25 protein-coding genes and 1 pseudogene are annotated in these 23,445 nt (G+C 71.7%); 13 read left to right on the forward strand and 13 right to left on the reverse strand.

Translation table 11 applies throughout. The features are described 5' to 3' along the window. Positions 1-105: 105 nt before the first annotated feature. Positions 106-339 carry a hypothetical protein gene (locus ADL01_RS29810; protein ID WP_053745104.1) on the forward strand — a complete coding sequence of 78 codons (234 nt, stop codon included), beginning with the start codon at positions 106-108 and terminating at the stop codon, positions 337-339. Here the strand turns inward: ADL01_RS29810 and ADL01_RS29815 are convergent. From ADL01_RS29815 to ADL01_RS29835, 5 genes are all read right to left on the reverse strand, one after another. After that, positions 323-757, reverse strand: a complete 435-nt coding sequence (locus ADL01_RS29815; RefSeq protein WP_405777726.1) for a VanZ family protein — start codon at positions 755-757, stop codon at positions 323-325. The two genes, ADL01_RS29810 and ADL01_RS29815, sit on opposite strands and share 17 nt — an antisense overlap. A 394-nt stretch (positions 758-1,151) precedes the next feature. Next, positions 1,152-1,811: a DUF4230 domain-containing protein gene (locus tag ADL01_RS29820; RefSeq protein ID WP_053745106.1), complete on the reverse strand. Its 660-nt coding sequence runs from the start codon at positions 1,809-1,811 to the stop codon at positions 1,152-1,154. 112 nt (positions 1,812-1,923) lie between these two features. Then, complete coding sequence (otr(A), locus tag ADL01_RS29825) at positions 1,924-3,801, reverse strand: tetracycline resistance ribosomal protection protein Otr(A) (protein ID WP_053745107.1); 1,878 nt, start codon at positions 3,799-3,801, stop codon at positions 1,924-1,926. A gap of 189 nt (positions 3,802-3,990) precedes the next feature. Then, positions 3,991-4,371 carry an anti-sigma factor antagonist gene (locus tag ADL01_RS29830; RefSeq protein WP_053745108.1) on the reverse strand — a complete coding sequence of 127 codons (381 nt, stop codon included), beginning with the start codon at positions 4,369-4,371 and terminating at the stop codon, positions 3,991-3,993. 175 nt (positions 4,372-4,546) lie between these two features. After that, on the reverse strand, positions 4,547-4,975 hold the full coding sequence (locus ADL01_RS29835) for a MarR family winged helix-turn-helix transcriptional regulator (protein WP_053745109.1): 429 nt from the start codon (positions 4,973-4,975) through the stop codon (positions 4,547-4,549). A gap of 103 nt (positions 4,976-5,078) precedes the next feature. Here ADL01_RS29835 and ADL01_RS29840 point away from each other — a divergent pair, with 103 nt between their 5' ends. Together ADL01_RS29840 and ADL01_RS29845 are read left to right on the forward strand one after the other, a co-directional pair. Beyond that, on the forward strand, positions 5,079-6,533 hold the full coding sequence (locus ADL01_RS29840; RefSeq protein WP_053745110.1) for an aldehyde dehydrogenase family protein: 1,455 nt from the start codon (positions 5,079-5,081) through the stop codon (positions 6,531-6,533). Positions 6,534-6,598: 65 nt separating this feature from the next. Beyond that, the gene (locus ADL01_RS29845) at positions 6,599-7,711 is read left to right on the forward strand and encodes an NAD(P)-dependent alcohol dehydrogenase (protein ID WP_053745111.1); all 1,113 of its coding nucleotides are present in this window, start codon (positions 6,599-6,601) and stop codon (positions 7,709-7,711) included. A gap of 223 nt (positions 7,712-7,934) precedes the next feature. Here the strand turns inward: ADL01_RS29845 and ADL01_RS29850 are convergent, their stop codons facing one another. Then, entirely contained in the window at positions 7,935-8,498 is a 564-nt protein-coding gene (locus ADL01_RS29850) for a TetR/AcrR family transcriptional regulator (RefSeq protein WP_053745112.1), read from the reverse strand. Next, the gene (locus tag ADL01_RS29855) at positions 8,495-8,857 is read right to left on the reverse strand and encodes a DUF1304 domain-containing protein (RefSeq protein ID WP_053745113.1); all 363 of its coding nucleotides are present in this window, start codon (positions 8,855-8,857) and stop codon (positions 8,495-8,497) included. Before ADL01_RS29855 ends, ADL01_RS29850 begins: the two co-directional genes overlap by 4 nt. Before the next feature lie 138 nt (positions 8,858-8,995). On the opposite strand from ADL01_RS29855, the gene ADL01_RS29860 reads away from it, so the two are divergent. Next, positions 8,996-9,496, forward strand: a complete 501-nt coding sequence (locus ADL01_RS29860) for a GNAT family N-acetyltransferase (RefSeq protein ID WP_053745114.1) — start codon at positions 8,996-8,998, stop codon at positions 9,494-9,496. 16 nt (positions 9,497-9,512) lie between these two features. Here ADL01_RS29860 and ADL01_RS29865 read toward each other — a convergent pair whose 3' ends face one another. Then, positions 9,513-11,144, reverse strand: coding sequence for an amidohydrolase (locus ADL01_RS29865; RefSeq protein WP_053745115.1), 1,632 nt, complete (start codon positions 11,142-11,144; stop codon positions 9,513-9,515). A gap of 34 nt (positions 11,145-11,178) precedes the next feature. After that, on the reverse strand, positions 11,179-11,649 hold the full coding sequence (locus tag ADL01_RS29870; protein WP_053745116.1) for a hypothetical protein: 471 nt from the start codon (positions 11,647-11,649) through the stop codon (positions 11,179-11,181). A gap of 129 nt (positions 11,650-11,778) precedes the next feature. On the opposite strand from ADL01_RS29870, the gene ADL01_RS29875 reads away from it, so the two are divergent. The 3 genes from ADL01_RS29875 (at position 11,779) to ADL01_RS29885 (ending at position 13,995) form a co-directional block, all read left to right on the forward strand. Continuing rightward, positions 11,779-12,507: a TetR/AcrR family transcriptional regulator gene (locus ADL01_RS29875; protein ID WP_053745117.1), complete on the forward strand. Its 729-nt coding sequence runs from the start codon at positions 11,779-11,781 to the stop codon at positions 12,505-12,507. Between the two features lie 76 nt (positions 12,508-12,583). After that, positions 12,584-12,976 carry a VOC family protein gene (locus tag ADL01_RS29880; protein ID WP_053745118.1) on the forward strand — a complete coding sequence of 131 codons (393 nt, stop codon included), beginning with the start codon at positions 12,584-12,586 and terminating at the stop codon, positions 12,974-12,976. Then, the gene (locus ADL01_RS29885; protein ID WP_078960822.1) at positions 12,973-13,995 is read left to right on the forward strand and encodes a cation diffusion facilitator family transporter; all 1,023 of its coding nucleotides are present in this window, start codon (positions 12,973-12,975) and stop codon (positions 13,993-13,995) included. Before ADL01_RS29880 ends, ADL01_RS29885 begins: the two co-directional genes overlap by 4 nt. A gap of 67 nt (positions 13,996-14,062) precedes the next feature. Here ADL01_RS29885 and ADL01_RS29890 read toward each other — a convergent pair whose 3' ends face one another. Next, on the reverse strand, positions 14,063-14,512 hold the full coding sequence (locus tag ADL01_RS29890; protein ID WP_053745119.1) for a nitroreductase family deazaflavin-dependent oxidoreductase: 450 nt from the start codon (positions 14,510-14,512) through the stop codon (positions 14,063-14,065). A gap of 95 nt (positions 14,513-14,607) precedes the next feature. Continuing rightward, on the reverse strand, positions 14,608-15,240 hold the full coding sequence (locus tag ADL01_RS29895; protein ID WP_053745120.1) for a LysE family transporter: 633 nt from the start codon (positions 15,238-15,240) through the stop codon (positions 14,608-14,610). Positions 15,241-15,398: 158 nt separating this feature from the next. On the opposite strand from ADL01_RS29895, the gene ADL01_RS29900 reads away from it, so the two are divergent. Continuing rightward, positions 15,399-15,938, forward strand: coding sequence for a flavoprotein (locus ADL01_RS29900; protein ID WP_053745121.1), 540 nt, complete (start codon positions 15,399-15,401; stop codon positions 15,936-15,938). Positions 15,939-15,982: 44 nt separating this feature from the next. Here the strand turns inward: ADL01_RS29900 and ADL01_RS29905 are convergent, their stop codons facing one another. Continuing rightward, positions 15,983-16,858, reverse strand: a complete 876-nt coding sequence (locus ADL01_RS29905; protein WP_053745122.1) for an endo alpha-1,4 polygalactosaminidase — start codon at positions 16,856-16,858, stop codon at positions 15,983-15,985. A gap of 236 nt (positions 16,859-17,094) precedes the next feature. Between ADL01_RS29905 and ADL01_RS29910 the strand changes: the two genes are divergently transcribed. The 3 genes and pseudogenes from ADL01_RS29910 to ADL01_RS47935 all read left to right on the forward strand — a co-directional run. After that, complete coding sequence (locus ADL01_RS29910) at positions 17,095-17,706, forward strand: NADPH-dependent F420 reductase (protein ID WP_053745123.1); 612 nt, start codon at positions 17,095-17,097, stop codon at positions 17,704-17,706. 202 nt (positions 17,707-17,908) lie between these two features. Further along, entirely contained in the window at positions 17,909-18,826 is a 918-nt protein-coding gene (locus ADL01_RS46770; protein ID WP_053745124.1) for a hypothetical protein, read from the forward strand. Further along, positions 18,714-19,046, forward strand: a pseudogene (locus ADL01_RS47935) (helix-turn-helix domain-containing protein); the annotation flags it as partial. The gene ADL01_RS46770 and the pseudogene ADL01_RS47935, both read left to right, overlap by 113 nt. Before the next feature lie 29 nt (positions 19,047-19,075). Here the strand turns inward: ADL01_RS47935 and ADL01_RS29920 are convergent. Continuing rightward, the gene (locus ADL01_RS29920) at positions 19,076-19,915 is read right to left on the reverse strand and encodes a phytanoyl-CoA dioxygenase family protein (RefSeq protein ID WP_053745125.1); all 840 of its coding nucleotides are present in this window, start codon (positions 19,913-19,915) and stop codon (positions 19,076-19,078) included. Between the two features lie 62 nt (positions 19,916-19,977). Here ADL01_RS29920 and ADL01_RS29925 point away from each other — a divergent pair, with 62 nt between their 5' ends. Then, entirely contained in the window at positions 19,978-20,997 is a 1,020-nt protein-coding gene (locus ADL01_RS29925) for a helix-turn-helix domain-containing protein (protein WP_053745126.1), read from the forward strand. 495 nt (positions 20,998-21,492) lie between these two features. Continuing rightward, entirely contained in the window at positions 21,493-23,436 is a 1,944-nt protein-coding gene (locus ADL01_RS29930) for a ricin-type beta-trefoil lectin domain protein (protein WP_053745127.1), read from the forward strand. The last annotated feature ends 9 nt before the right edge of the window (positions 23,437-23,445 follow it).

The following is a 23,445-nucleotide window of genomic DNA, read 5'->3' on the forward strand; positions in this document are numbered from 1 at the left end:
GTCGCGCGAGCTCGGCGGGCCCGCACCACGGAGGAGGCGGAGGTGAGGGTTCCGGGACTGTCCGTGGCTGATACACGATGGCCGGATTCGCTCTACGCTCGATGCATGACCGAAATATCGAGCCCGTACATCTCCCATCCACGGATCATGGTGCTCGGGGTGCAGCCGGGCATGCCGCCGTTCCGGATCGTGGAGATCGACGGTGAGGTGGTCGGTGCGGCGCGGGCGCTCACCGATGTGCTGACGGTCGCCGCCGCGGCCGGCATCACGGTCCATGACCTCGACGATCCGGACACGGTCCGCTGGGTCGGCGGCGACAAACTCACTTGGACGAGGTAGCCCGCCGCCTGGGTGCGTACACCGCGCGGCTGATCCGGCGGCCGAGGAGCAGGTAACCGACCAGCGCGCCCGTGGTGTTGAGGATGACGTCGTCGATGTCGAAGGCGCGTCCGGTGATCAGCGCGCCTTGGGCCACCTCGACCATGAGCATGACGGTCGCGGTCAGGAAGAGCACCCGAAGGACTCCCCGGGTCCGGGGTGCGACGACGGGCACCAGGATGCCGAAGGGCACGCCGAGCAGCAGGTTTCCGCCGATCTGCCGGATGGCGTCCCGCATTTCGGGCTGGTCGAGGTAGGCCCGCAGTGAGCTGCCCGGATGGAAGTTGGTGTGCGTCAGCGCTGTGGAGGCCGGGGACGGCTCGAGGGTCAGCCGGGCCAGGATCACGGCGAACGCCACCATGAACACGAAGGCGCACATGACCGTCAGTACCCGGGCCAGGAAGGCGAACGGGCGGCGCTTCGGCGCGGCCTCCTGTGGGGGCTTCGCCGGGGCTTTCGCCGTGGGTTTCGCTGTGGGTTTCGGGGTCTTCCGTGTCTTCGCGGAGGACGCGGGTTTCCAGGACGGCTTCCACGCGCGTTTCGGTTTGGGCTTCGACAGGGACTTCGGTGGGTTCTCCTGCGGCTTCTCCGGCGGCTTCCCCTCGCTCTTCGCGGGACGCAGTCGCAGCGCGGCGAGGGGGCGTGGAGCTGATCGGGCCATCAACATCCTCCGGTCTTCAACTGAACCCCGTGAAAAGGCGGTACCCCCGATCCGACCGGGGACTCCACCGCGGACGGGTCCGGATCAGGGGACCCGGACCCGTCCGCCTCCCTCAGGCGCCGTAGGTCACGTTCACCTCCGTGAAGCCGAGGGAGCCGAGCAGGCCCTTGAGCATGGCGGTCGTGTTCTGCTCGGCGCGCGCGGTCAGTTCGCTCTCCTTCGCCGCGTCGCCGATGTGCCGGGCCGCCAGTTTCTGGACGGCCTGCTCGTCGTTCGGGTTACCGGAGAAGAGGTCGGTGATCCGGTCGAAGAGACCGCGCTGCTTGGAGACGGCATAGGAACGGTCGGGGTCCAGCGCGGGCTTTCCGAGTGCCGCGTGCGGCAGCCGGAGCGTCGCCGAGGTGCGGTCCTTGTCGACCGTCACGTCGCTCTTCGCGACCTTGCCGAGATCGACATAGGCGTCGACCGTGCCGGCCCCCACATAGAGCACCCGGGTGCCCTTGATCGCGTCGGGCAGGTATTTGGTGTCCTTCTCCAGGTCCACGACGACCTGGAAGTTGCCGGACGCCGCGTCGTAACGGCTCATGTCCTGGATGGATTCGAGAAGTGCGGGACCCGAACGGTCGTGTGTCTCCTCGCCGAAGATGTCCCCCAGCGCCGGAATCACCGCCAACCGGAGCCCGGCCAGCAACAGCACGAACACCAGCACCACGGCACCGAGCACCTTGGCCCAGAGAGGCATGCGTCGCACGGCCTTGATGGACGTCGTCATGACGAGGGACCTCCTTCTTCCTATGTACTGAACCCAATGCCCGCCGGATGCCTTGCCAGACCGTCCTGTTGACGGATCGCAACAATTGCCGGGGGCCTGTCGGAGCAGGGGCCTACCGGAGCGCGCGGTCGCCCGACACACGCGACCACCACACGCCCTCGCCGTGTGTCAGCCCCGGCAGCCGCAGCTCGGCCTCGCGCACCCGCCGGGCCGCCAGTTCGCCGGTGAGGTGCCAGGTGCTTCCACCGCCCGTGGTCCGGCCGAACTCCGCGCCGAGGGACGCGAGCAGACCGGTCACCGGCGCCAGCGCCGCCGCCGGGATCTCCAACTCGAAGGCGTGGTACGGCTCGTACACCCGGGTCCCCGCCCGCTCCAGGGCGCGGCGCAGCACCACCGGCGTGAGCGCCCGGAAGTGCGCCGCGGTGCTGAGCGGCCCGATGAACCCGGACCGCACGAGGACGACTCGGCAGTCCGTTACCGGCCAGTTGTGCGGGCCGGCCGGCAGACTCGCGTGCACCGTGTCCTCGATAGCCTGATGGAACGCCCGGGGGAGCGCGCCGAGTTCGGTCTCGTACGTGAACACAGCGCCCGAACCGGGCGCCCCCGGCTCGACGCGCAGCCCGACCGTCGCGAAACAGCGGGTGCGGTCGATCCACGGGTTCTCCTCGTACGCCTCACCGGTGCCCGCGGGCCGCTCCAGAAAGCGGACGCGGCTCGGCTCGAACTCGGCGTCGACACCGAAGTCCTGGGCGAGGGTGGCGGCGAGGACCTCCTTCTGCACCTCGCCGTAGAGCAGCAGCGCGGTGCTTCCGTCGGCCGCGGGCCGGGCGTGGGTCAGCGGGTCCTGGTCGGCCAGGGTCAGCAGGGCCGAGCGAAGGCGCGCCGACTGCTCCGGACGCCGGGCCCGGACCAGGGTCTCCAGGGTCGGGGGCGCGAACTGCGGGGCGCGATCGGTGAGTTCGCCGAGTCGGTCGCCGACGCGGACGGCGCCGAGGCCGGTCAGGGCGGCGATGTTCCCGGCGGTGAGGGAGCCTCGGCGGCCGATCACCTCGAGGCCGGTGACCCGGCCGGGGACCTCGGTGGTCCGGCCGTCGACGGCGCGCCGCAGGAACGTCAGCCGCTGACGCTCTGCCACTTCCCCCTCGTACAGCCGCAGATACGCCGTCCGGCCGCCGTCCGGTGCCGGGCGTACGGCGAACACCGTGCCGCGTGGGGGCGCGTCCACGGCGCTCGGGGCGGGCCGGGGGACCAACCGGGTCAGGGCCTCGACGAGGTCGGGTACGCCCTGGCCGCCCAGCGCGGAGCCGAAGAGGAGCGGGTGGAGCGAGCCGTCGGCGGTGCGGGCGGCCAGGGCCTTGTCCAGCTCCGCCGGGGTCGGTGCGGGGCCGTCGACGAGCGCCGCGAGGATCCCGGGGTCGACCTCGGCGATCGCCTCCGCCGTGCCCGGCGCCGTGAGTGGGCGGGGCCGCGGGCGGGCGGCCGGAGTGCCGACGCCCTCGACGTCGGTGAGCGGGACGACGTACGGGGTCAGCCGGCGGCGGATGTCCGCGAGCAGGTCCTCGGACCGGGCGCCCGGCCGGTCGATCTTGTTGACGAAGACCAGCGTGGGCAGCCGCAGCCGCCGCAGCGTCCTCATCAGCACGCGCGTCTGCGCCTGGACGCCCTCCACGGCGGACAGGAGCAGGACCGCGCCGTCCAGGACCGCCAGGGCGCGTTCGACCTCGGCGATGAAGTCGGCGTGCCCCGGGGTGTCGATGAGGTTGATCTGGATGCCGCCGGCGGTGAACGCGGCGACCGCCGAACGGATGGTGATCCCGCGCTGCCGCTCGATCGCGCCGTCGTCCGTCCGGGTGTCACCGGCGTCGACGCTGCCGAGCCGGTCGATCGCCCCCGAGTCGAACAGAAGTCGCTCGGTGAGGCTGGTCTTACCGGCGTCGACGTGGGCCAGGATCCCGATGTTCAGGGTGTGCGAGATGTGCGAGGGGTGCATGGGTGGTCGAGTCCTCGAGAACTGTGGTCCGGCATGGGCGGAGAGTTCCGAGGAAACGGCGCATTCCGTGCTCCTGAGATCGAGGGGATGGGACCGCCGCCATCATGGCGCGCCCCTGGAGGCCGGCCGCAACCGAATTTCCGGGCCAGGGGTCGGGCCCGGGGATCAGGACGGGAGCCACGCCGGGAGTCACGACGTGCCCGACGTGGCCTCCGGCAGCCCCAGGGCCGCGTCCAGCGACGCCAGCGGCGGCAGGACCCGGGTCAGACCGGTGACCTTGAGGACGCGCAGGGTGAGCGGGTGCGTGCAGACCAGCAGGAGGCTGCCGTCGTGGGCGAGTACCCGGTGCCGGGCCCGGTAGATCAGGCGCAGCCCCGAGCAGTCGAAGAACTCGACGTTCGTCAGGTCGACCACGATCCGGGCGCCCGGCGTCCCGGTCGCCGCGTCGAGGTGCGGGATGATCTCGACGGCCGCCGCGATGTCGATCTCACCGTGGAACTCCAGCACCGTGTGGCCGCGGTCCTCATGGACCCGCAGATGCCGGGTGGGCGGTGCGGAATCCTGCTGCACGACGACATCTCCTCCAACCGGCTGCTGTGGTGACGGGACCCGCAGTTGGGCCCAACTGACGTCCTCGCACTGCAAGTTACCCTCGTTGGAGTGAATTTGAGCATGTTCGATTGACATATGTCTTCGAAATCGACAGGTGTCTCGTACGTGTCTTCCCGCTCTCCGCGCGGCGGACCTACGACAGGGCGTGCCAGGCCTTCGAGAGCGACTGGCGGAACTGCTCCGCCTGGTGTGACGTGAGGTCGCGGATCATCCGTTCCTCCAGCTCCCGCACGGGCTCGGTGAAGTGGTCGAGCAGCTCGCGGCCGTCGTCGGTCAGCAGGATCAGCAGCTCTCTGCGATTGCGCGGATTGCGCTCCCGGCGCACGAGTCCGCGGTTCTCCAGGCTCCGGACGAGATCGGCGATGGACTGCGCGGTCACGAACGAGTCGCGGGCCAGCTGGGCCGCCGAGAGGCCGTCGTGTCGCTCGAGGACGGTGAGAGAGGTGTACTGGAGTGCGGTGATTCCAGCCGGCCTGACCAGCTCGTCCAGATGGGAGCGCACGACGAGCTCCACCTGCTTGACCATGTAGAGCAGTGAGGGGGGTGCCTTGGTGCTGACCATGGATCGAGACTAGAGCATTGACAGGAAACCTGTCTGTAATCAGACTGCGGACCAACAGGAATCCTGTTAATTGACATCTTGGCAATGAGGCTGAGGAGTGGTGATGACCACCTTCGAGATCGAACCCGGGCGACTGTTCATCGCAGGACAGTGGCGTGAGGCGGCGGACGGCGCGCGTACCGAGGTGGTCGACCCGTCCCGGGGCGCGGTCGTCACGACTGTCGCGGAAGCGTCCGCCGCCGACGTGGACGCGGCCGTACGCGCCGCGCGGGAGGCCTTCGAGAGCGGTCCGTGGGCCGCGACGACGGGACGCGACCGCGGCCGGATCCTCAACCGTGTCGCCCAGTTGATCCGGGAGAACGCGGACGACATCGCGAGGCTGGAGAGCCTCGACGTGGGCAAGCCGATCAGCCTGTGCCACGCCGTCGACGTGACCAACGCGGCCAACGACTACGAGTACTACGCCGCCCTCGCGTTCTCCCTCGACGGTGCGACCCGCGAGACGGGCCACAACGCCCTCGCCTACACCAAGCGCGAGGCCATCGGTGTCGTCGCCGCGATCACGCCGTTCAACTTCCCGCTGATCCTGGCCGGCTCGAAGCTGGGCCCGGCGCTCGCCGCGGGCAACACGGTGGTGCACAAGCCCGCCGACGAGACCCCGCTCAGCGCCCTCTACATGGCCGGGCTGCTCCAGAAGGCGGGTGTCCCGGACGGCGTCGTCAACGTCGTCACCGGCTCCGGTCCGGTGGCCGGCGAGGCGCTGTTGCGGCACAGCGGCGTCGACAAGATCGCCTTTACCGGCTCCACCGCCATCGGCCGCCATGTGGCGAGCGCCGCGGGCGAGGCCCTCAAGCCGGTCACCATGGAACTGGGCGGCAACGCGGCGCACATCGTCTTCGAGGACGCCGACGTCGAGAAGGCGGTCGGCGCCGTCATCAAGGGCTTCGTCTTCAACACCGGCCAGTTCTGCATGGGCGGCCCGCGACTGCTGGTCGCGCGCCCGGTGTACGAGACCCTGCTCGGCATCCTCGCGGAGGCGGTGCCCGGGGTGCCGGTCGGCGACCCGCGGCGGCCCGAGACCGTGGTCGGACCGATGGCGGGCGAGAAGCATCTGCGCAAGGTCGAGGAGTTCGTGGCGCTGGCCCGCAAGGAGGGCGCGCGGATCGTCTGCGGCGGTGAGCGGCTCGACCTGGACGGCGGCTACTACTACAAGCCGACGGTGATCGCCGACCTGGCCAACGACTCCCGCGTCGTCCAGGAGGAGATCTTCGGCCCGGTCCTCACCGTCCAGCCCTTCGACTCCGAGGACGAGGCGGTCCAGCTCGCCAACTCCACGCCGTACGGCCTGGCTTCGGGCGTCCAGACCACCAACCTGGCCCGCGCACACCGGGTCGCCGACCGTCTCCAGGCGGGCATCGTCTGGATCAACGACTGGGCGATGCTCGACCCCGCGATCCCCTTCGGCGGCGTGAAGGACTCGGGCTTCGGCCGCGAGTACGGTCCCGAGGCGCTGGCCTCGTACACGAAGGTGAAGTCCGTGGTCGTCTCGCTGGACTGATCGGCCCGTTCCACCCATCCTCGCGTCCTCTTGTCCACTGTGTCAGCCCGTAAAGGGAGTTCACGATGTCCATCACCACCCGCGCCGCTGTCGTCGAGTCCGGCGGTGCGCCCTTCACTCTCTCCGACGTCGAACTGGCCGAGCCGGCGCCCACCGAGGCGCTCGTACGGCTGGTCGCGGCCGGCCTGTGCCACACGGACCTCGGCGTGGCGAGTGGCGGACTGCCCTTCCCCCTCCCGGGAGTTCTGGGGCACGAGGGCGCGGGCGTCGTCGAGGCGGTCGGCTCCGCCGTCACCAGTATCGAGCCCGGCGACCACGTCGTCCTGTCCTTCACCTCCTGCGGTGGCTGCCGCAACTGCCGTGCCGGGCACCCCGCGTACTGCGCGGCGTGGCTGCCGCTGAACCTCCTCGGCGGCCGACGGGCCGACGGCACCGCCACGATCAGCCGTGACGGCGCGGACCTGGGCGGCCACTTCTTCGGCCAGTCCTCGTTCGCGGAGCGGGCGTTGGTCGACCAGCGGAGCCTGGTCAAGGTCGACCCGGACGTACCTCTGGAGTCGATCGCCCCGCTGGGCTGCGGCGTCCAGACGGGTGTCGGCGCCGTCTGGAACGTACTGAAGCCGGGCCTGGGCAGCACCGTCCTCGTCCTCGGTGCCGGAGCCGTGGGTCTCTCGGCGGTCATGGCGGCCGCGCTCACCCCCGCGACCCGGATCATCGCCGTGGACAGGGTCGGCGAACGCCTCTCGCTGGCCAAGGAGTTGGGCGCCACCCACACCGTCAACGCGGCCGAGGCCGACCTCGGTGAGGCCATCGAGAAGATCACCGACGGCCAGGGCGCCGACGGAATCGTCGAGACCACCGGCAACGTCGCCGTCCTGCGCCAGGGCGTCGACGTACTCGCCCAGCGCGGCACGCTCGTCGTGGTCGGCGCCCCGCCGTTCGGCACCGAAGTCGCCCTGGACGTCAACGGGTTGCTCCCCGGCAAGCGCGTCGTGGGCCTCACCCTGGGTGACGCCGAGACGCAGAGCTTCATCCCGGCCCTGGTCGACCTGGTCAAGACGGGCAGGCTCCCGCTGGACCGCCTGATCAGCACGTACCCCTTCGCGGACATCGACCATGCGGTACGGGACATGGGCGCCGGCAAGACGATCAAGCCGGTCCTGACCTTCGGCTCGTAGCCGGTCCGGCGCTTGAGAACGAGGCTCCTCCAGCCGAGGTCGAATTTCCCGCCCACCCGCCTGTGCGCCGTATCTGTCCAGCCCAGGTCCGGGCACCCTCAGCCCGTCCGGCGTTTGAGGACGAGGCCCGTTCAGGGCCGAAGGGGGGTCTGGGGGCGCAGCCCCCAGGGACAGGACAGGACGGGACGGGACGGGTAGGGGCGGCGGGGGCGAAAACAAACCCCTACCGACTCCGATGCAGCGCCACCAGCAACTGCCACACCTGGTGCGCGATCTCCTCCGACGTCGCCTCGATCCGCCCGTGCAGCCAGTCCGCCAGGACCCCCGCGAACGTCGAGGCCACCGCCGAGGCAACCAGCGGAGCATCCGCCGCACCCGCGAGTTCACGCTCCGCGAGACTCCGCGCGCGCAGATCCCGATGCAGCACCTGTCCCAGCGGCCCCCCACCACCGGGGCTCAGCAGGACGCGGTACAGCGCCGCGTGCGGGGTGAGGGCCGCGAAGAACTCCACCAGCGCGGCCGGCGCGATCACCGGATCGGGCCGCCCGCGCCAGGCGTGCAGCGCGTCCACCGCCTCCCGTACGACATCGGCGCAGGCGTCGACGGCCAGCGCCTCCAGGTCGGGGTAGTGGACGTAGAAGGTGGCCCGTCCGACCCCCGCCCGGCGCACCAACGCGGCGACGCCGATCTCCGCGAGCGGGTGTTCGGCGCACTCCGCGAGGAGGGCCTCGCGGAGTTTCGCCCGGGTGCGGACGGCCCGCGGGTCCTCGGGCGCGCCGCGCGTCACTGTGCGACGAGGACGGCGGCCAGGGCGATGGCGCCGGGCAGCGCCTGGGCGAAGAGGATGCGCCGGTTCGCGGTCGCGGCCCCGTAGACGCCCGCCACGATCACGCAGGAGAGGAAGAAGACCTGCGCGCGGAACCCGGTCGGGTCGGCGGCGATCAGCCCCCAGACCAGGCCCGCCGCGAGAAACCCGTTGTAGAGACCCTGGTTGGCGGCCATCGCGGCGGTCGCGCGGGCCATCTCCGGGTCGAAGCCGTGAAACTTGAGCCCCTGCTTGCGCTGCCACAGGAACATCTCCATCACCAGGATGTACAGGTGCAGCGCGGCCACCAGGCCGACCAGCACGTTCGCGACGATCTCCATGTTTCGGAAAACTCCTACGTCAGGCCTCTGAAAGCAATTTCTTGGACAGATGTCCAAGATGGACAGACGTCCAGCATACATGGACAGGCGTCCAGTAAGCAGACCCCGTTGTCAGACCCTCCCGATAGCGTCAGCAACATGACCCAGCACACCCACCACCCGGCCCAAGCCCCCACGCCCACCGTCCGCCCCGCCCACCCCGACGACCTGCCCGGCCTCGTCGCCTCCAGTACCGCCCTCTTCGCCGAGGACGCCGGCACCCGTGATCCGAGCATCGACGCCGACTGGCCGCGCGAGCACGCCGCCGCGTCGTTCACCGCGGCGCTGGACGACCCCGCGCGCCTGGTGCTGGCGGTCGAGTGCGCCGGCGCGGTGGTCGGGCATCTGATGGGCTCGCTCACCGAACCCACTGCCAGGCAGCCGGTGAAGACCGCCACGCTGAACAGTGTGTACGTCCGCCCCGCCCACCGCAGTTCGGGGGCCGGGGCCCGTCTGGTGGAGACCTTCGTCCAGTGGGCGGCCGAGCAGGGCGCCGCGCACGCCGAGGTGACCGCCTACGCGGCCAACCCCGACGCGATACGTTTCTACGAGCGCGGCGGCTTCGCACCGCAGACGGTGACACTGCGCCTCGGGCTGTAGCCGCCCGGGGTGGAAGTCAGGCGGCACCCTCGGCCGCGTACACCCTCTCGCCGCCCACATACGTCAGCGCCACCTTCGTCCGGCCGATCGCCTCCGGCGGTCCGGCGTACGGATCGCGGTCCAGGATCGTCAGGTCGGCCAGCGCCCCGGCGCGCACGCTGCCCGTGTCGTCCAGGTGGTTGGCGTACGCCGAGCCCGCGGTGTACGCCGTGAGCGCGTCCGTCAGGCCGATGCGTTCGGCGGGCAGGAACACGGGGGAGGAGGGAGAGCCAGGGGCCGTGCGGTTGACGGCGACGTGGATCGCCTGGAGTGGGTCGGGGCTGCTGACCGGCCAGTCGCTGCCCGCCGCCAGGGTGGCCCCGGAGCGCAGCAGCGCGCCGAACGGGTACTGCCACGCGGCCCGTTCGGGCCCGAGGAAGGGGATCGTCAGATCGTCCATCTGGGGCTCGTGCATGGCCCACAGCGCCTGGATGTTCGCGACCGCGCCGAGCCGCGCGAAGCGGGGCACGTCGTCCGGGTGCACCACTTGGAGGTGCGCCAGATGCGGCCGGGTGTCGCTCGGCCCGTTCGCCGCGCGCGCGGCCTCGACGGCGTCCAAAGCGTCGCGTACGGCCCGGTCGCCCAGCGCGTGGAAGTGGCACTGGAAACCGAGGGCGTCCAACTGCGTGACGTACTTGGGCAGTTCGGCCGGGTCCACGAAACTGGTGCCACGGTTGGCCGTGGCGCAGCCGCACTTGTCGAGGTACGGGTCGAGCAGCGCGGCCGTGCCCGTCTCGGCGACCCCGTCCAGCATCAGCTTCACACTGCCCGCCCGGAACCTGCCCCCGCTCAACGCGGCCCGCCGCTCGACGAGTTCGGGGATCTGCTCGGCACCCCGCTCCCGGTCCCACCACAGCGCGCCGACCACCCGCGCGGTCAGCGAACCGTCCCGGACGGCGGCGAGATAGGTCTCGGAGGGGTCCACCATCCCGAGGAACGAGCCGACCAGCGCGTCCTGCCAGGCCGTGACACCGAGCGAGTGCAGCCGGCGCTGCGCGGACAGCAGGGCCGCCAGCCGCTCCGCCGCCGTGACCGGCGGGGTCAGCCGGCCCACGTACTCCATGGCTCCTTCCTGGAGCATGCCGGTCGGCTCGCCGGAGGCGTCCCGCTCGAAGCGGCCGTCCGCCGGGTCCGGGGTGTCCCGGGTGACGCCCGCGAGTTCCAGGGCGCGGCTGTTCACCCAGGCGCCGTGATGGTCCCGGTTGGGCAGGTACACCGGCCGGTCCGGGACCACCGCGTCCAGCAGCTCCCGGGTGGGCGTGCCCCCTTCGAAGGCCTCCATGGACCAGCCGCCGCCCGTGATCCACTCCCGCCCGGGGTGCGCGAGAGCGTACGCGCGGACGACGGCCACCGTGTCCTCGGCGGTCTTCATGCCGGTCAGATCGCACTGGGTCAGCTCGAGGCCGGCCGGCATCGGATGGACGTGGGCGTCCTGGAAGCCGGGCAGGAGCAGCCGTCCGGCGAGATCGACGACCTCGGTCCCCGGCCCGATCAGGTCGTGCACCTCGGCCCGGCCCACGGCGGTGATCCGGTCGGCGGTGACCGCGACGGCCGTGGGGCTCCCGGGGGCGAAGACCGGGCCGCCGGTGAAGAGCAGGTCAGCGTGCATGATGCGGTTCCTTGGGGGGTGGGGGAGTCGGCGGCTATCGCGCCGACGGCTGCTGTACGGCGAACAGTTGGGGCGCGTCGGCGTCGGTGCCGCGGCCCGTGTGGAAGTACGGGGACCTGCGTCCCCACTTCGCCCAGGCGGCGGCCAGGAAGCCCGACGCGACGATCAGGGACGGTACGAGAAGGAGGAACCAGCCGTTGTTCGGGCTGAGTTCGAGATGGTCGGCGGAGGTGTAGAAGGACCAGCCGAGATAGCCGCCGAGCCCCAGCAGCGTGGCGGCGCTCAGCACGGGCAGCACCACCGCCCGTATCCCGTCCCCGCTCACCGCACTCGCCGCCGCCGCGCGCTTCCGGGGTCTGCTGCGCGAGAACTGGCGGTACGACAGGGCGACGACCATGCCGATCGCGTTGACCGCCGCCAGGATCATGTCGGCGAAGCGCGGGATGATCAGGGCGAGCGCGGCGACGGCCGCCGCCAGCGCGCCGATCATCAGCGTGTCGGTCATGGCGATCTCCGCTCATACCTGGGGGCCCTGGACGACCCCGGTGAACGGACATGAAACTGCCGGAGGGCTTAACAGGTCAACAGCGTTGTCATAAGGTGCCGGTACCGGCCCCCGCGCAGGAGGAAGCCCGTGAGTGATCGTGTCGTGCCACCCGCCGCCCGGCGGCGCAGGCGTCCCACCAAGACGGGCGTCGTCCTCTCCGAGGAACTGATCGTCGAGACGGCGCTGCGGCTGCTCGGGGAACACGGCGCCGAAGCCCTCTCCGTGCGCCGTCTCGGCCGCGCCCTCGGCGCCGACCCGAGCGCCCTGTACCGCTATTTCCGGGACACCGACGAGCTGATGCTCGCCATCGCCGACGAACTGATCGGCCGTACGCTGCGCGCCTGGCGCCCCAGCGGGGACTGGCGCGCCGACCTGCGCGACCTTGGCCTGCGCATGCACGCCGGAGCGCTCGCCCAGCCGCAGGCGGCGGTACTCAGCTCGTACCGGGTGACCGGACGGGCGTACGAGATCCAGGCGGTCGAAACCGTCCTCGGGGTACTGCGCGGCGCCGGGTTCCCGGACATCGAGGCGGTACGGATCCACCACGCGTTCGTCGACCAGGCGCTCGCCTTCGGAGCCCTCGACTCGGCGAACGCGGCGCTGCCCAGGGCGGCCCGCGAGGCGGAGACGGCCGTGTGGCGGGCGACCTACGCCCGGCTGCCCGCCGACACCCACCCGCACATCAACGCGACCGCCCGCCATCTCGTGAGGGACATGCGCCACAGCTCCTACCCCGCCGCCCTCGACCTCTTCCTGTCGGCGGCGGCGACCCGACTCGCGCAGCTCACCGGGCCCGGCGACGCACGGCCCGTGTGATTTCGGCGGGCGGGGTACCCGTACCGGAGCGGGCTGCGGCACACAGGGCCGCCCCGGATCCCCGTACGGAGGAAGAATGGCCTTGGTGACAGCGGGCGTCGTGGTGCTGGACTGCGCCGAACCCGAGAAGCTCGCCGCCTTCTACAAGGAACTGCTGGCGGCCGAGGAGACCCACGCGACCGCCAACCGCATCGAGATCAGGGGCGCCGACGGAACCCGGATGGCGTTCCGCCGCGACGTGAACGCCACCCCGCCGAGCTGGCCGCGCCCGGAGAACTCCCTCCAGGTCCACCTCGACTTCCGGGTGGAGGACCTCGACGAGACCGAACGCAGGGTGATCGGGCTCGGCGGGCGCCCGCTGGAGACGAAGGACGCCGGCGGGCCGTACGAGGAGCGGGGGTACGCCGACCCGGCCGGGCACTCCTTCACGCTCCTCAGGGTCGTGCCGACGGCCCCCAAGCAGCATTGACGGTCGGCCGGAACAGGAGGGACGGGAACAGGAAGGAGGCGGGCGGTACGTCGTCGTCGGACCGGAAGACCCGGGTGACCGTGCTGGTGGCCCTGGGCGCCAATCTGCTGATCGCCGTCGCCAAGGCCGTGGGTGGCCTTGTCACAGGGTCGCCCGCGCTGCTGTCCGAGGCCGCGCACTCCGTGGCCGACAGCTTCAACGAGGTCTTCCTGCTCGCCGCCCTGCGCCGCAGCCGTCGCCCCGCCGACCGGCGGCATCCCTTCGGCTACGGCAAGGAACGCTTCTTCTGGTCGCTGCTCGCGGCCGTCGGCATCTTCGTCATGGGCGGCTGCTTCTCCTTCTTCCAGGGTGTCGAGGCCTTGAGGAGCGACACCGAGGAGTCCTTCGGCGGCTATGTGGCCGGCCTGATCGTGCTGGGGGTGGCGCTGCTCGCGGAGGGCGCCTCACTGGCGCGGGCGGTCCACCAGGCGCGCGGCGAGAGGGGGAAGGGCACGGCGACGGGCTCCAGGGGCGCTCTGCGCGACCCCGCTCTGCGTACGGTGATCGCCGAGGACGGCACCGCCGTGCTCGGCGTGACGCTCGCCCTCGTGGGCATGGCCCTGCACATGGTCACCGGGCAGGTCGTGTGGGAGGCGTCCGCCTCCCTCGCCATCGGGGTGCTCCTCGTCTGCGTCGCCTTCTGGCTGGGCCGGGACGCACGCGACCAGCTCATCGGCGAGGCCGCCGACCCGGAGCTGAGCCGCGAGGTCTACGCCCTGCTCGCGCAGCAGCCCGAGATCGACAGCGTGGAGGCGCTGTTCACGATGAAACTGGGGCTGGACTCCACGCTGGTGGCCGCCCGGATCGACCTCGTCCCCGGTCTCGACAGCGAACGGGTCGAGGAGGTCGCCGTACGCATCAAACGCTCGGTCGTCCAGGCGGTCCCCGAGATCGGCGAGATCTTCCTCGACGTGACCGACGCGGCCGCGAAGGAGGCAGAGCGGAGCCCCGCCGCGACGGGGGAGCGCGGCGGGGCCTGAAGCTCGGGTGCCCGGCGGGGAGGCGTTCATTCCTCCCGTCGCCGGAATTTCTTTCCGGGCCGCGGGATCAGTTCCCGGCGGCCGGTTCGAGGACGAACACGGGTATCTCGCGGTCGGTCTTCTTCTGGTATTCGGCGTACGGGGGGAACGCGGCGACCGCCCGCTCCCACCACACGGCCTTCTCCTCGCCGGTCACCTCACGGGCCACCATGTCCTGGCGCACCGGCCCGTCCTGGAGGTCGACGTGCGGATCGGCGAGGACGTTGAAGTACCAGACCGGGTGCTTGGGAGCGCCGCCCAGTGAGGCGACCGCCGCGTACCGACCCTCGTGCTCCACCCGCATGAGTGGCGTCCTGCGGATCTTGCCGCTGCGGGCACCCCGGGTGGTGAGCAGGATGACCGGCAGGCCGGTGTCCATGAGTGTCGTTCCCTTGGTGCCACCCGAGCTTTCGTACAGCTCGACCTGCTCACGCACCCACTGGGTCGGACTGGCTTCGTACTCGCCCTCAAGAGGCATGGAGTTGGTCCCATCGTCTCGTCGCGTATGACTGTTGCTGTGCGGTGAAACACCGGCTCCCTGCGGATTCATCCGGGGGGCCTGGGGAAGCCGCCTCACGCCGGTGCCACCACCATCCGCACCGCCAGCGCCATGATCACCGCGCTGGACACGAGCGCCGTCACCAGTCGCCCGCGCCGGCCCGTCAGCGCCCGCCCGAGCAGTGCGCCGCCGGAGGCGACCAGCAACTGCCAACTGGCCGAGGCGAGGAAGGCCGCGAGGACGAACACCCCCTGCTCCCAGGGGGATACGGCGTCCGAGGCCCGGTTGCCGAGGACCAGCGCCGCGAAGTAGATCACCGTGGTGGGGTTGAGCAGGGTGACGCCGACCAGCATGAGAAACGCCCGGACAGGCGTCGGCGGCGTGGTGTCGGCGCGGGTGGAGAGCGTGCCGTCGCGGTACTGCCGCAGGGCGCCGGCCCCGCCCCGGACCGCGAGGGCGGCCAGCACCAGGGCGGAGGCCCAGCGCAGCGGCACCAGCACCGGTTGCAGCGCGCCGGCCAGGGCGGTGCCGCCGAGCGCGGCCAGCAGGGCATAGAGACCGTCGGCGGTGGCGATACCGAGCGCCGCGCAGACACCGGTCCGCAGGGACGTACGCGCGGTGAGGGAAACGAGATAGGTCGTGACGGCTCCGACGGGAACGGCGATGCCGTACCCGGCGAGAAGCCCCGCGACGAGCGCGGCCGTCATGACCGCGGAAGCACGGGCCTCCAGGGACGGCCGGGCTGCTGCTGGCCACGCACCGGACGAGCGGCGGTGCGGGACAGCGACAGGAGGGCTTCGTTCGTGAACATGGCGTGATCCTGGGGGAGGGGGCCGCTCACCTGCAACTCATTTAGTGTTTCCGGATGACCGAGACGTCCGCACAGCCCCCCAGGCCCTTCCTGTACGTCGTCGTCTGCGCTGCCCAAGTCGCATCCGACGTCGGCAAGTTGATCACCGCGGCGCGGGAACGGGACTGGGAGGTCGGGGTCATCGCGACGCCGCTCGCCATGGGGTTCTTCGACCCGGAGGCCGTCGAGACCCAGACCGGGCGCCCGATCCGGTCCGCATGGCGCAGGCCCGGAGATCCGCGCCCCTTTCCCGCCCCCGACGCCGTGCTCGTCGCGCCCGCCACCTTCAACACCCTCAACAAATGGGCGGCCGGTATCGCCGACACGCTCGCCCTGGGCACGCTGTGCGAGGTGTACGGACTCGGGGTGCCGATAGCCGTACTGCCGTGCGTGGGCGAGGCGTTGGCCGCCCATCCCGCGTACCGGGCCAGTCTGGAACGGCTGCGCGGGATGGGCGTGCGGTTCGCGGATCCGTACGCCCCGGACGGGCAAGAGGGCGACGGGCGGCCGGAGTTCGGGTGGGAACGGGGACTGGAGCTGCTCGCCACCCGGTGACGCACACCGGGCCGGCCGGTCGGAATCCTCGCGATCCCGGCCGGTCAGCGCGTCCTGCGGACGTACCCGGCGCTGTCCGGCGTCGACACGTCGACGTCCCTGCGGACGATGCTCAGCCGGTTGCCGAAGCCCGCGCGGGCCTTGCGCAGCCCGCTGTCGGTGTACTCGATCACCACCACCCGGTCGTCGAACGCCGCCGCGTACTTGCCGCACTCGTCGTACTCGCCGCACTCCTCCGCGACCGCGAAATCCAGTCCCGTGCTCTTCCTGAGCCCGGCCAGGTCCACGGTGTTCTTCTGGCCGATGGCCAGACCGCGCGTGTGCGCGTGCCGGGAGAGAAGGGTGATGAAGGCGGTGGCGTCGTCGGCGGTGAGGAGGTCGTCGGAACGGGTGTAGCTGTCGTAGTTGTCGGGCTCGACCGCGTCGAAGCCCTTGTCCGCGCAGCCGTCGATCCACTTGTTCACCCGCGCCGCGATCCGCTCGCGCTTCGCCGCCGTCCCGATGTCGAGGAGGGCCTCGTCCCAGTCCTTGTCGATGACGGTCTCGCCGTTCGCGTCCCGGAGCAGCAGATCGGCGGGCCACGTCTTCTCGTCGCCGGGCTGCGCCTGGAAGGCGTTGACGTAGCAGATGTTGTAAAGGCCGGGCGCGGGAGGCGCCGTACGGTCGCGGGCAACGATGCGCACGCCTGCCGGGGGCGGGTAGGCGCCGCCGATCTGGTAGTCGAAACCGGCGTGCCGCGGCGGCAGTTCGACCTCGGCTGACGCGCTGAGCGAGGACGTCGCAGCGGATTCGGCCGCGTTCTTCGTCTCCGGCGGCGAGCCGCCGCACGCGGTCAGGCCCCACCCGGCCGCGCAGACGGTCGTCAGCACGACCGCCGCTTTCCGGAGACCTCCTACGCGAGGTGAACCCTCGGCGGGCATGTCCGCTCCATCGATCGCGGGTACGGCCACTGCCGAATGTGCGTACCTCTGCGCACCGGGCACGCGGCCCGGCACGGTCAGGATCAAAGCGTCCGCGGCGCCCGCAGTCAAATGGGCACCGGCACGGGGTCGTTCGGGCAGAGCCAGTCACGTGACAGAAGCCCGCGCGCCGGCCTCCCGGCCATGATCAGGTAGCCCCTCCGTACCCTCGTTCCGCCGAGTCAGGAAGGCACGTCATGCGCATCGGCATCATCGGCGCCGGAGCCCTCGGGCGGGCCCTCGCGGTCCGTTTCGTGGCCGCCGGTGAGGAGGTTCTGCTCAGCGACAGCCGGTGCCCCCGGTCGCCGCGAGAGCTGGCCGACTCGATCGGGCCGAGGCTGGTCCCGGCGACCGTGACAGAGGCGGCCGGTGAGGAGATCGTCGTGCTCGCCGTGCCCTGGCGGCAGTTGCCCGAGGCGGTCACGGCGGCCGGCGCGTACGACTGGCAGGAACGGATCGTCATCGACACCACCAACCCGCTCGGGCCGCCCGGCTGCCAGGTCGCCGACCTCCAGGGGCGCCCGTCCAGCGAGGTCGTCGCAGGTCTGGTGCCAGGGGCCCGCCTGGTGAAGGCGTTCAACACCCTGGCGCCCGCCGTTCTCGCCGCCGATCCGCGCACGCCCGCCGGACGCCGGGTGATCTTTCTCTCCGGCAACCACCCGGGCGCCAACGACCGGGTCGCCGCGCTCGTCGAACGCGCCGGCTGGGCGGCCGTCGACCTGGGCCCACTGGCCGGGGGCCGCCTGCAGCAGTTCCCGGGCGGAGCGCCACGCCGCCCACGCCGCCCTGGCCGACGTCCTCGCCGGTGACCCCGACCGGCGCGCCTGGCACCTGGCCGCCGCCGTCTCGGGCGTCGACGAGGAGGCCGCCCAGGGCCTGGAGGACAGCGCGGGCCGCGCGCAGCGCCGAGGCGGCTACGCGGCCGCGGCCGCCGCCCTCGAACGGGCCGCCCGGCTCAGCCCCGACGCCGACGTCCGCTCCAGACGCCTGGTCCGGGCCGCGACCATGGCGATGTTCGCCGGACACCCGCGCTGGGTCAGCGAGTTGGCCACCCGCGTGCTCACCCTCACCGACGACCCGGCGGTGCTCGCCGAGGCCTCGCTCCGGGCCGGCTGGGCGCTCGCCGTGACCACCCGCTTCGAGGACGCGCTCGGTTTCCTGCTGCCGGTCGCCGAGGCCGCCGTGGACACCGAACCCGCCCTCGCCCTCGACGCCCCCAGTACGGCCACCACCCCCGCCTACCATTCCGGGGACCCCTCGTTCCGCGAGCGGATCCTGCGAATCACCGAACGCGTACCGCCCCAGGACGACGAGGCGGCACGGGCGTGGGTACTGGCCGGCTGCGACCCCGTACGCCATCGCGAGCAGGCCCTCGCGCTGCTCAGGGGCACCGACTGGACCGAGGACCTGCCCGAGCACCCGGCCGGGTCCGCCCGGGACCGCAGACTGTCCCGGCTGATCGTCGTCGGCGCCGCCGCCTGGGTCCTGGACGAGACCGCCGAGGCCGTCCGTCTGCTCGGCGTCGCCCTGGACCAGCTGCGGCGTTCCCCGACGGCCGGTGCGAACGCCACCGTCGCCGACGCCCTCGGCCTCGCCCTGTACGAGAGCGGTTCCTGGACCCAGGCCCGCACGGTCTTCGACGAGTCGTACCGGACGGCCGCCGAGGCGGGCATGGAGATCGTGGCGGTCGGCTCACCCGTCGTCGGCGCCACCATCCTCGCCCTGCGCGGCGACACCGAGGCGGCCCGCACCGCCGTGCAGCGCGCCGTCCACGGCCTCGACCTGCCCGCCTCGCGCAGTCTGCACGTACGTACGTCTCAACGCCGCGCTCGACGCCTTCGAGCGGGTCGGAGCCCGCCCCTGGACCGAACGCGCCCGCGCCGAACTGCGGGCCAGCGGCGTCACGCCCGCCAGCGCCGCACAGCGTGACGTCCTCGCCGAACTCACCCCGCAGCAGCTCCAGATAGCCCGCCTGGCCGCGGCGGGCCTCACCAACCGCGAAATCGGCGAACGCATCTTCCTGTCGCCCCGCACGGTCGGCTTCCACCTCTACCGCGTCTTCCCCAAACTCGGCATCACCGGCCGCGCCCAACTGCGCGACGCGCTGCCGGGGTCGCCTCAGTCACTGGACGGCACCCCGGCCCCGTGATCACGTGAGGACCGGCGAGCGGGAGGGCGTCAGTGCGGTGCGGAGTCCCGCCCGAACTCCGTACCGCACGGCCCCCCGCCCTCGCTCGCGCGCAGCGGGACCCGGTCGCCGCTCATGGAGATCGTGCGGTAGAAGCGGCCGATGCGCTCGGTCGAGCGGCCCACGTAGTGCCCGATGAAGGAGCGGCGGAACCGGTCGGCGCTGCGGTTGGGCTGCGAACCGTGCACCAGGCTGCCGTTGAAGAACAGGACGTCACCCGGGGCCATGTCGACCGGCACCGTGGTCAGACCGGGCGGCGGGGCCACGTACTCCCGGGCGAAGGACACACCGGCGTCCGCCTCCTCGGGGCAGAACAGGTCCATCCGGTGGGTGCCCGGTACGACCTCCAGACCGCCGTTGTCCCGGTCGATCGCCTCGCAGGCGATCCACGCGGCCACACAGGTGCCCGGTTCGACCCGCAGATAGAAGTTGTCCTGGTGCAGCGCCTGCCCCCGGGCGCCCGGCGGCTTGAAATAGAACATGCTCTGCGCGGCCAGGACCTCCTCACCGAGCAGCGTCTCCAGGACGGCGCGCAGCCGGGGGTCGAGGAGCCAGCCGAGCGACGGCTCGTGGAACTCGTGCGGCTGCATCACACGCGGATACGCGTCCAGCGGGTCCGCCGGGCGCCCGTCCTGCCCCGACGGGCGCGGCTCGAAATGCCCCGGCACGGGACCGGCCGCGTGCAGCGCCGTGAACTCGGCGCGCAGCGCGGCGATCTCCTCGTCCCCGAAAAGTCCCCGTACGACGGTGAATCCGTCCTCCTCGAACCGTCGGCGCTCCTCCTCCGGCAGGCTGGAAGCGCCGTCGGCGCCGATGTCCGTGACTGTCATCGTCCACTCCCTCGGTCCGCTGTCCTCGGCTGCCACACTAGGGCGGACGCACCTGGGAGACGATGCCCGTGAACGCTGACGGATTGCCCGAGACCGCCACTCCCGCACCGCCGCCCGGACTGGTGACCGTCGGACGCTACGACGAGGGACCCGGATACGCCGTCAGCCGGCCGAGGGGCGCGGACAGCTGGCTGTTCACCTGGACGACGGACGGCCACGGCTCGCTGACCCAGGGCGCGGCCGGGGCGCACCCCGGCGCCGGGGACCTGGTGGTCCTCGGCCCCGGGGTGCCCCACCGCTATCAGGTCCGGCCGGGCGCCCGGCACTGGCGGTTCTGGTGGGCGCACTGCCAGGCCCGCCCCTCCTGGACGGCCTGGCTGAGCCCCTACGCCGTCGGCGACGGCATGTACGTCGTCGCCCCGGTCCCGGCCGTGCTGCACGACCGGATGGCCACGGCGTTCGCCCGCATGCTGTCGGACGCCCGCTGGCCGGGCAGCGGCGCGCGGCCGCCCGATTCCTCTCCCGATTCCGTTTCCCCGCCCCCGCCCCCGCCTGCGCCCGACGGCCCGATCGCCGTGGCGCACGGTGCCGCCGCCCAGGAGCTCGCCCTCTGTTCTCTGGAGGAAATCGTCCTGCTCGCCTCGGCGGCCGCCCGACCCCTTCCGCAACGGCCGGGAGTGGACGCCCGGGTGAGCCGGGCGGAAGCCCTCATCGCCGCCGACCCCGCCGCCGCGCACACCGTGCGGTCGCTCGCCGAGGGGGTCGCGCTCTCGCCCTCGCGGTTCGCGCACCTGTTCACCGAGCAGCTCGGCCAGTCCCCGATGCGGGCGCTGCGCGAGGCCCGACTGCGGCATGCGGCCAGGCTGCTGGAGGCCACCGACCTGCCGGTGGAACGCGTGGCCGTCGCCTCCGGCTTCGCCAGCCCGTTCCACTTCAACCGGGTCTTCCGCGAGCGCCACGGGATGCCGCCGGGCGCGTACCGGGCGCTGTGCAGGCGTGGCCCGGCCGCGGAAACAGCGCCCGCTATTGGTTGCACGGCGGGTTTCGGACACGGAAGTGAAGGAACCGGTCAACTCCTGTGACGGCCTCGTGTGTTGCGGCGCCGGACCGCGTGCCCGTGAACGTGAGCTGCGGAAACGCGCAAGGGGCAGTGACAGGACACGGCGGACGGGCGGTTTCGCGCCACCGGGAGAGGTTGCCCGTCAATGGTTGGGAATGGCCGCCCGAGCGAAGTGAATACCGTTTGCAATGAGGATGTTGATACAGTGGCAATCCCCAAAGGCGTACCCCATTGACACTTCGTCAACCGCATTCAGCCCCGCTGGAATGCGGAAAACGGCGTGATCTCTTGTTACGGCTCGCTGAGCTGTGCAAAGGTGTGCACGTCGGCGTGCGGACAATCTTTTTCCCCTGCACGTACGCGACGTCCCCGCTGGATCCCCCGCTCCAAAAGAGCTGTCCGCTGCGGGCGTTGGCGAGCCGATTCCCCGTTTGGTCGGATCCTGTCGTTTCGTCGGCAGGGTCGCATACCAGCAGGTATGGACTAGAACCCGCGTTGTCCGTGGAGGAATACAGACGTGAAAGACGCAGGCCTGTCGAATTCCCCAACCCCGACTTCCGCGTACGACGCCTCAGATGTCGAACTCAGCGCGGAGTTGAAGAACTGGACGGGGACGACGCCCGCGCTTCATCCTGTCGGTGAACTGCTCGACCGGCACTGGGAAGCAGCCTTCGCCTATGCGCGTCTGTGCACCAGCGGCGCCCGCCCGGCCGGAATGCTCACCACGGCAGCGTTCACGCGTATCTTCGGGGAATCCCTGCGACAGAGCGGCCCCACCTCCGCCTGGCGGCCCCATCTCCTGGTCACCGTGCGCCGGCTGGCGGCGGAGTGGGAGGGCGACCACCGGCACGAGATGCTCCACCCCGAACTGCGGACCAGGCCCGGTGGCGAAAGCCGCGTCGCCGCCCGGCTGCTGCCCGCGCCCGACCGGCGGCTGCTCTCCAGGGCGTTCCAGAACCTCCCGCAGTCCGCGCGCTGCCTGCTGTGGCACGCCGAGGTCGAGGCCGAACCGCTGGAGATACCCGCCGGCCTGCTGGGCCTCAATGTGGCCGACGCCGCCGTGGAACTCGGCCGGGCCCGCGGCCGTCTGCGCGAGGAATGCCTGCACGTCCACCGTGAGGTCGTGCCTCAGGAGGAGTGCCGCCGCTACATCCGGCTGATCGACGTCACCTGCCGGCGTCGCAGCTTCGACCTCGACCCCGATCTCGCCAAGCACCTCGCCGACTGCAAGTCCTGCCGGTACGCCGCCGACCAGCTGAACCAGTTCAACGGAGACCTCGCCCTCGCGCTGGCCGAGGGCGTGCTCGGCTGGGGCGCCCGCGCCTATCTGGAGTCCCGCCCGGGACGCGCCGCCGAGAGCGCCATCGTGGAGGTCGAACAGGCCCCGGTCATCGAGATCGCCACGGCCGAGAGCGTGCTCCCGGTCCCGCGTCTACTGGCCCAGGCCCCGCCCATGCCCACGACCGCACCCTCCACCGGCCTCGCCGTCCGCCCGGGATCCCCCCGCTCGGCGCACAAGGCCGCCCGACGCGCGGTCCGCCGACGCAACCGCACCCTGGCTGTCGCCACCGTGAGCGCGCTGGTCCTCGTGCCGCTGGTCCTGTGGTCCGCCCTGCACCAGGGCGACGACGACGGCCCGACCGCCGAGACCAGCCCCTCGGACACCGCCACCAACGGCTCCGCCAGAGCCGACACCGACCCCTCCTGGGTCGGCTCGGGGGAGACCACCAAGGGCGCCCTGCGCGGCCGGCTGCACAACGTCGAGTCCGGACTGTGCCTCGGCGCCGTCGGCGGAAAGCCCGTCAAGGGCGCGGAGGTCGAGCTGACCAGCTGCTCGTCGGCGGGCGCCCAGGAGTGGTCGTACGAGACCGACGGCCTGCTGCGCGACGTCGCCGCCCCGGACCTCTGCCTCGACTCCCACCTCGGCTACTCGGTCCAGCTCGCCCCGTGCACGGGCACGTCCCAGCCCGGCACCAAGAACGTGCGCTACGACTTCACGCTCCAAGGCACCCTGGTCCCGCGCTGGGACCAGAACCTGGCGCTGACCCCCGCCGACTCCCAGGGCAGGACACCGCTCGTCCTGAAGGAGCGCGAGGAGCAAGCCGGCCAGCACTGGGTCTTCGACTCCTCGGCGCCCGACCTCCAGATGGAGGCCGTCAACTGGAACGCGGTCACCGAGTCGAGACCCCCGGTCGTCAAGAAGAGCCCCAAGCCTTCGGCCACCCCGACACCCACACCGCCCAGGCCCACCCCGACCCCGACGACGGCCAGGCCGACCCCCTCCGCCTCGCACCCGACGACCGGCCCCTGCTCTTTCGGTTCCCCCTACTGCGCAGGGAACGGCCAGCAGGGCAACAACGGCAGCGGCTACGGCGGCGGTTACGGATCCCCCTACGGCTACGGCTACGGCTACGGCTATGGGTATGGCTCCGGCCCGTACGGCGGCTGGGGAGGCGGCTGACCGCCCGGG

This window comes from Streptomyces sp. NRRL WC-3618 (assembly GCF_001280005.1).
In the GTDB taxonomy this organism is placed as follows: Bacteria; Actinomycetota; Actinomycetes; order Streptomycetales; family Streptomycetaceae; genus Streptomyces.

Bases quoted from the DNA above. Each gene is read 5' to 3' on its own strand.
- ADL01_RS29810 (WP_053745104.1), top strand. From the start codon at position 106: ATGACCGAAATATCGAGCCCGTACATCTCCCATCCACGGATCATGGTG.
- ADL01_RS29835 (WP_053745109.1), bottom strand. From the start codon at position 4,975: ATGGTCAGCACCAAGGCACCCCCCTCACTGCTCTACATGGTCAAGCAG.
- ADL01_RS29860 (WP_053745114.1), top strand. From the start codon at position 8,996: ATGACCCAGCACACCCACCACCCGGCCCAAGCCCCCACGCCCACCGTC.
- ADL01_RS29880 (WP_053745118.1), top strand. From the start codon at position 12,584: ATGGCCTTGGTGACAGCGGGCGTCGTGGTGCTGGACTGCGCCGAACCC.
- ADL01_RS29890 (WP_053745119.1), bottom strand. From the start codon at position 14,512: ATGCCTCTTGAGGGCGAGTACGAAGCCAGTCCGACCCAGTGGGTGCGT.
- ADL01_RS46770 (WP_053745124.1), top strand. From the start codon at position 17,909: ATGTTCGCCGGACACCCGCGCTGGGTCAGCGAGTTGGCCACCCGCGTG.
- ADL01_RS29905 (WP_053745122.1), bottom strand. From the start codon at position 16,858: ATGCCCGCCGAGGGTTCACCTCGCGTAGGAGGTCTCCGGAAAGCGGCG.
- ADL01_RS29895 (WP_053745120.1), bottom strand. From the start codon at position 15,240: ATGACGGCCGCGCTCGTCGCGGGGCTTCTCGCCGGGTACGGCATCGCC.
- ADL01_RS29900 (WP_053745121.1), top strand. From the start codon at position 15,399: ATGACCGAGACGTCCGCACAGCCCCCCAGGCCCTTCCTGTACGTCGTC.
- ADL01_RS29820 (WP_053745106.1), bottom strand. From the start codon at position 1,811: ATGACGACGTCCATCAAGGCCGTGCGACGCATGCCTCTCTGGGCCAAG.
- ADL01_RS29815 (WP_405777726.1), bottom strand. From the start codon at position 757: ATGTGCGCCTTCGTGTTCATGGTGGCGTTCGCCGTGATCCTGGCCCGG.
- ADL01_RS29910 (WP_053745123.1), top strand. From the start codon at position 17,095: ATGCGCATCGGCATCATCGGCGCCGGAGCCCTCGGGCGGGCCCTCGCG.
- ADL01_RS29865 (WP_053745115.1), bottom strand. From the start codon at position 11,144: ATGCACGCTGACCTGCTCTTCACCGGCGGCCCGGTCTTCGCCCCCGGG.
- ADL01_RS29845 (WP_053745111.1), top strand. From the start codon at position 6,599: ATGTCCATCACCACCCGCGCCGCTGTCGTCGAGTCCGGCGGTGCGCCC.
- ADL01_RS29920 (WP_053745125.1), bottom strand. From the start codon at position 19,915: ATGACAGTCACGGACATCGGCGCCGACGGCGCTTCCAGCCTGCCGGAG.
- ADL01_RS29925 (WP_053745126.1), top strand. From the start codon at position 19,978: ATGCCCGTGAACGCTGACGGATTGCCCGAGACCGCCACTCCCGCACCG.
- ADL01_RS29840 (WP_053745110.1), top strand. From the start codon at position 5,079: ATGACCACCTTCGAGATCGAACCCGGGCGACTGTTCATCGCAGGACAG.
- ADL01_RS29870 (WP_053745116.1), bottom strand. From the start codon at position 11,649: ATGACCGACACGCTGATGATCGGCGCGCTGGCGGCGGCCGTCGCCGCG.
- ADL01_RS29855 (WP_053745113.1), bottom strand. From the start codon at position 8,857: ATGGAGATCGTCGCGAACGTGCTGGTCGGCCTGGTGGCCGCGCTGCAC.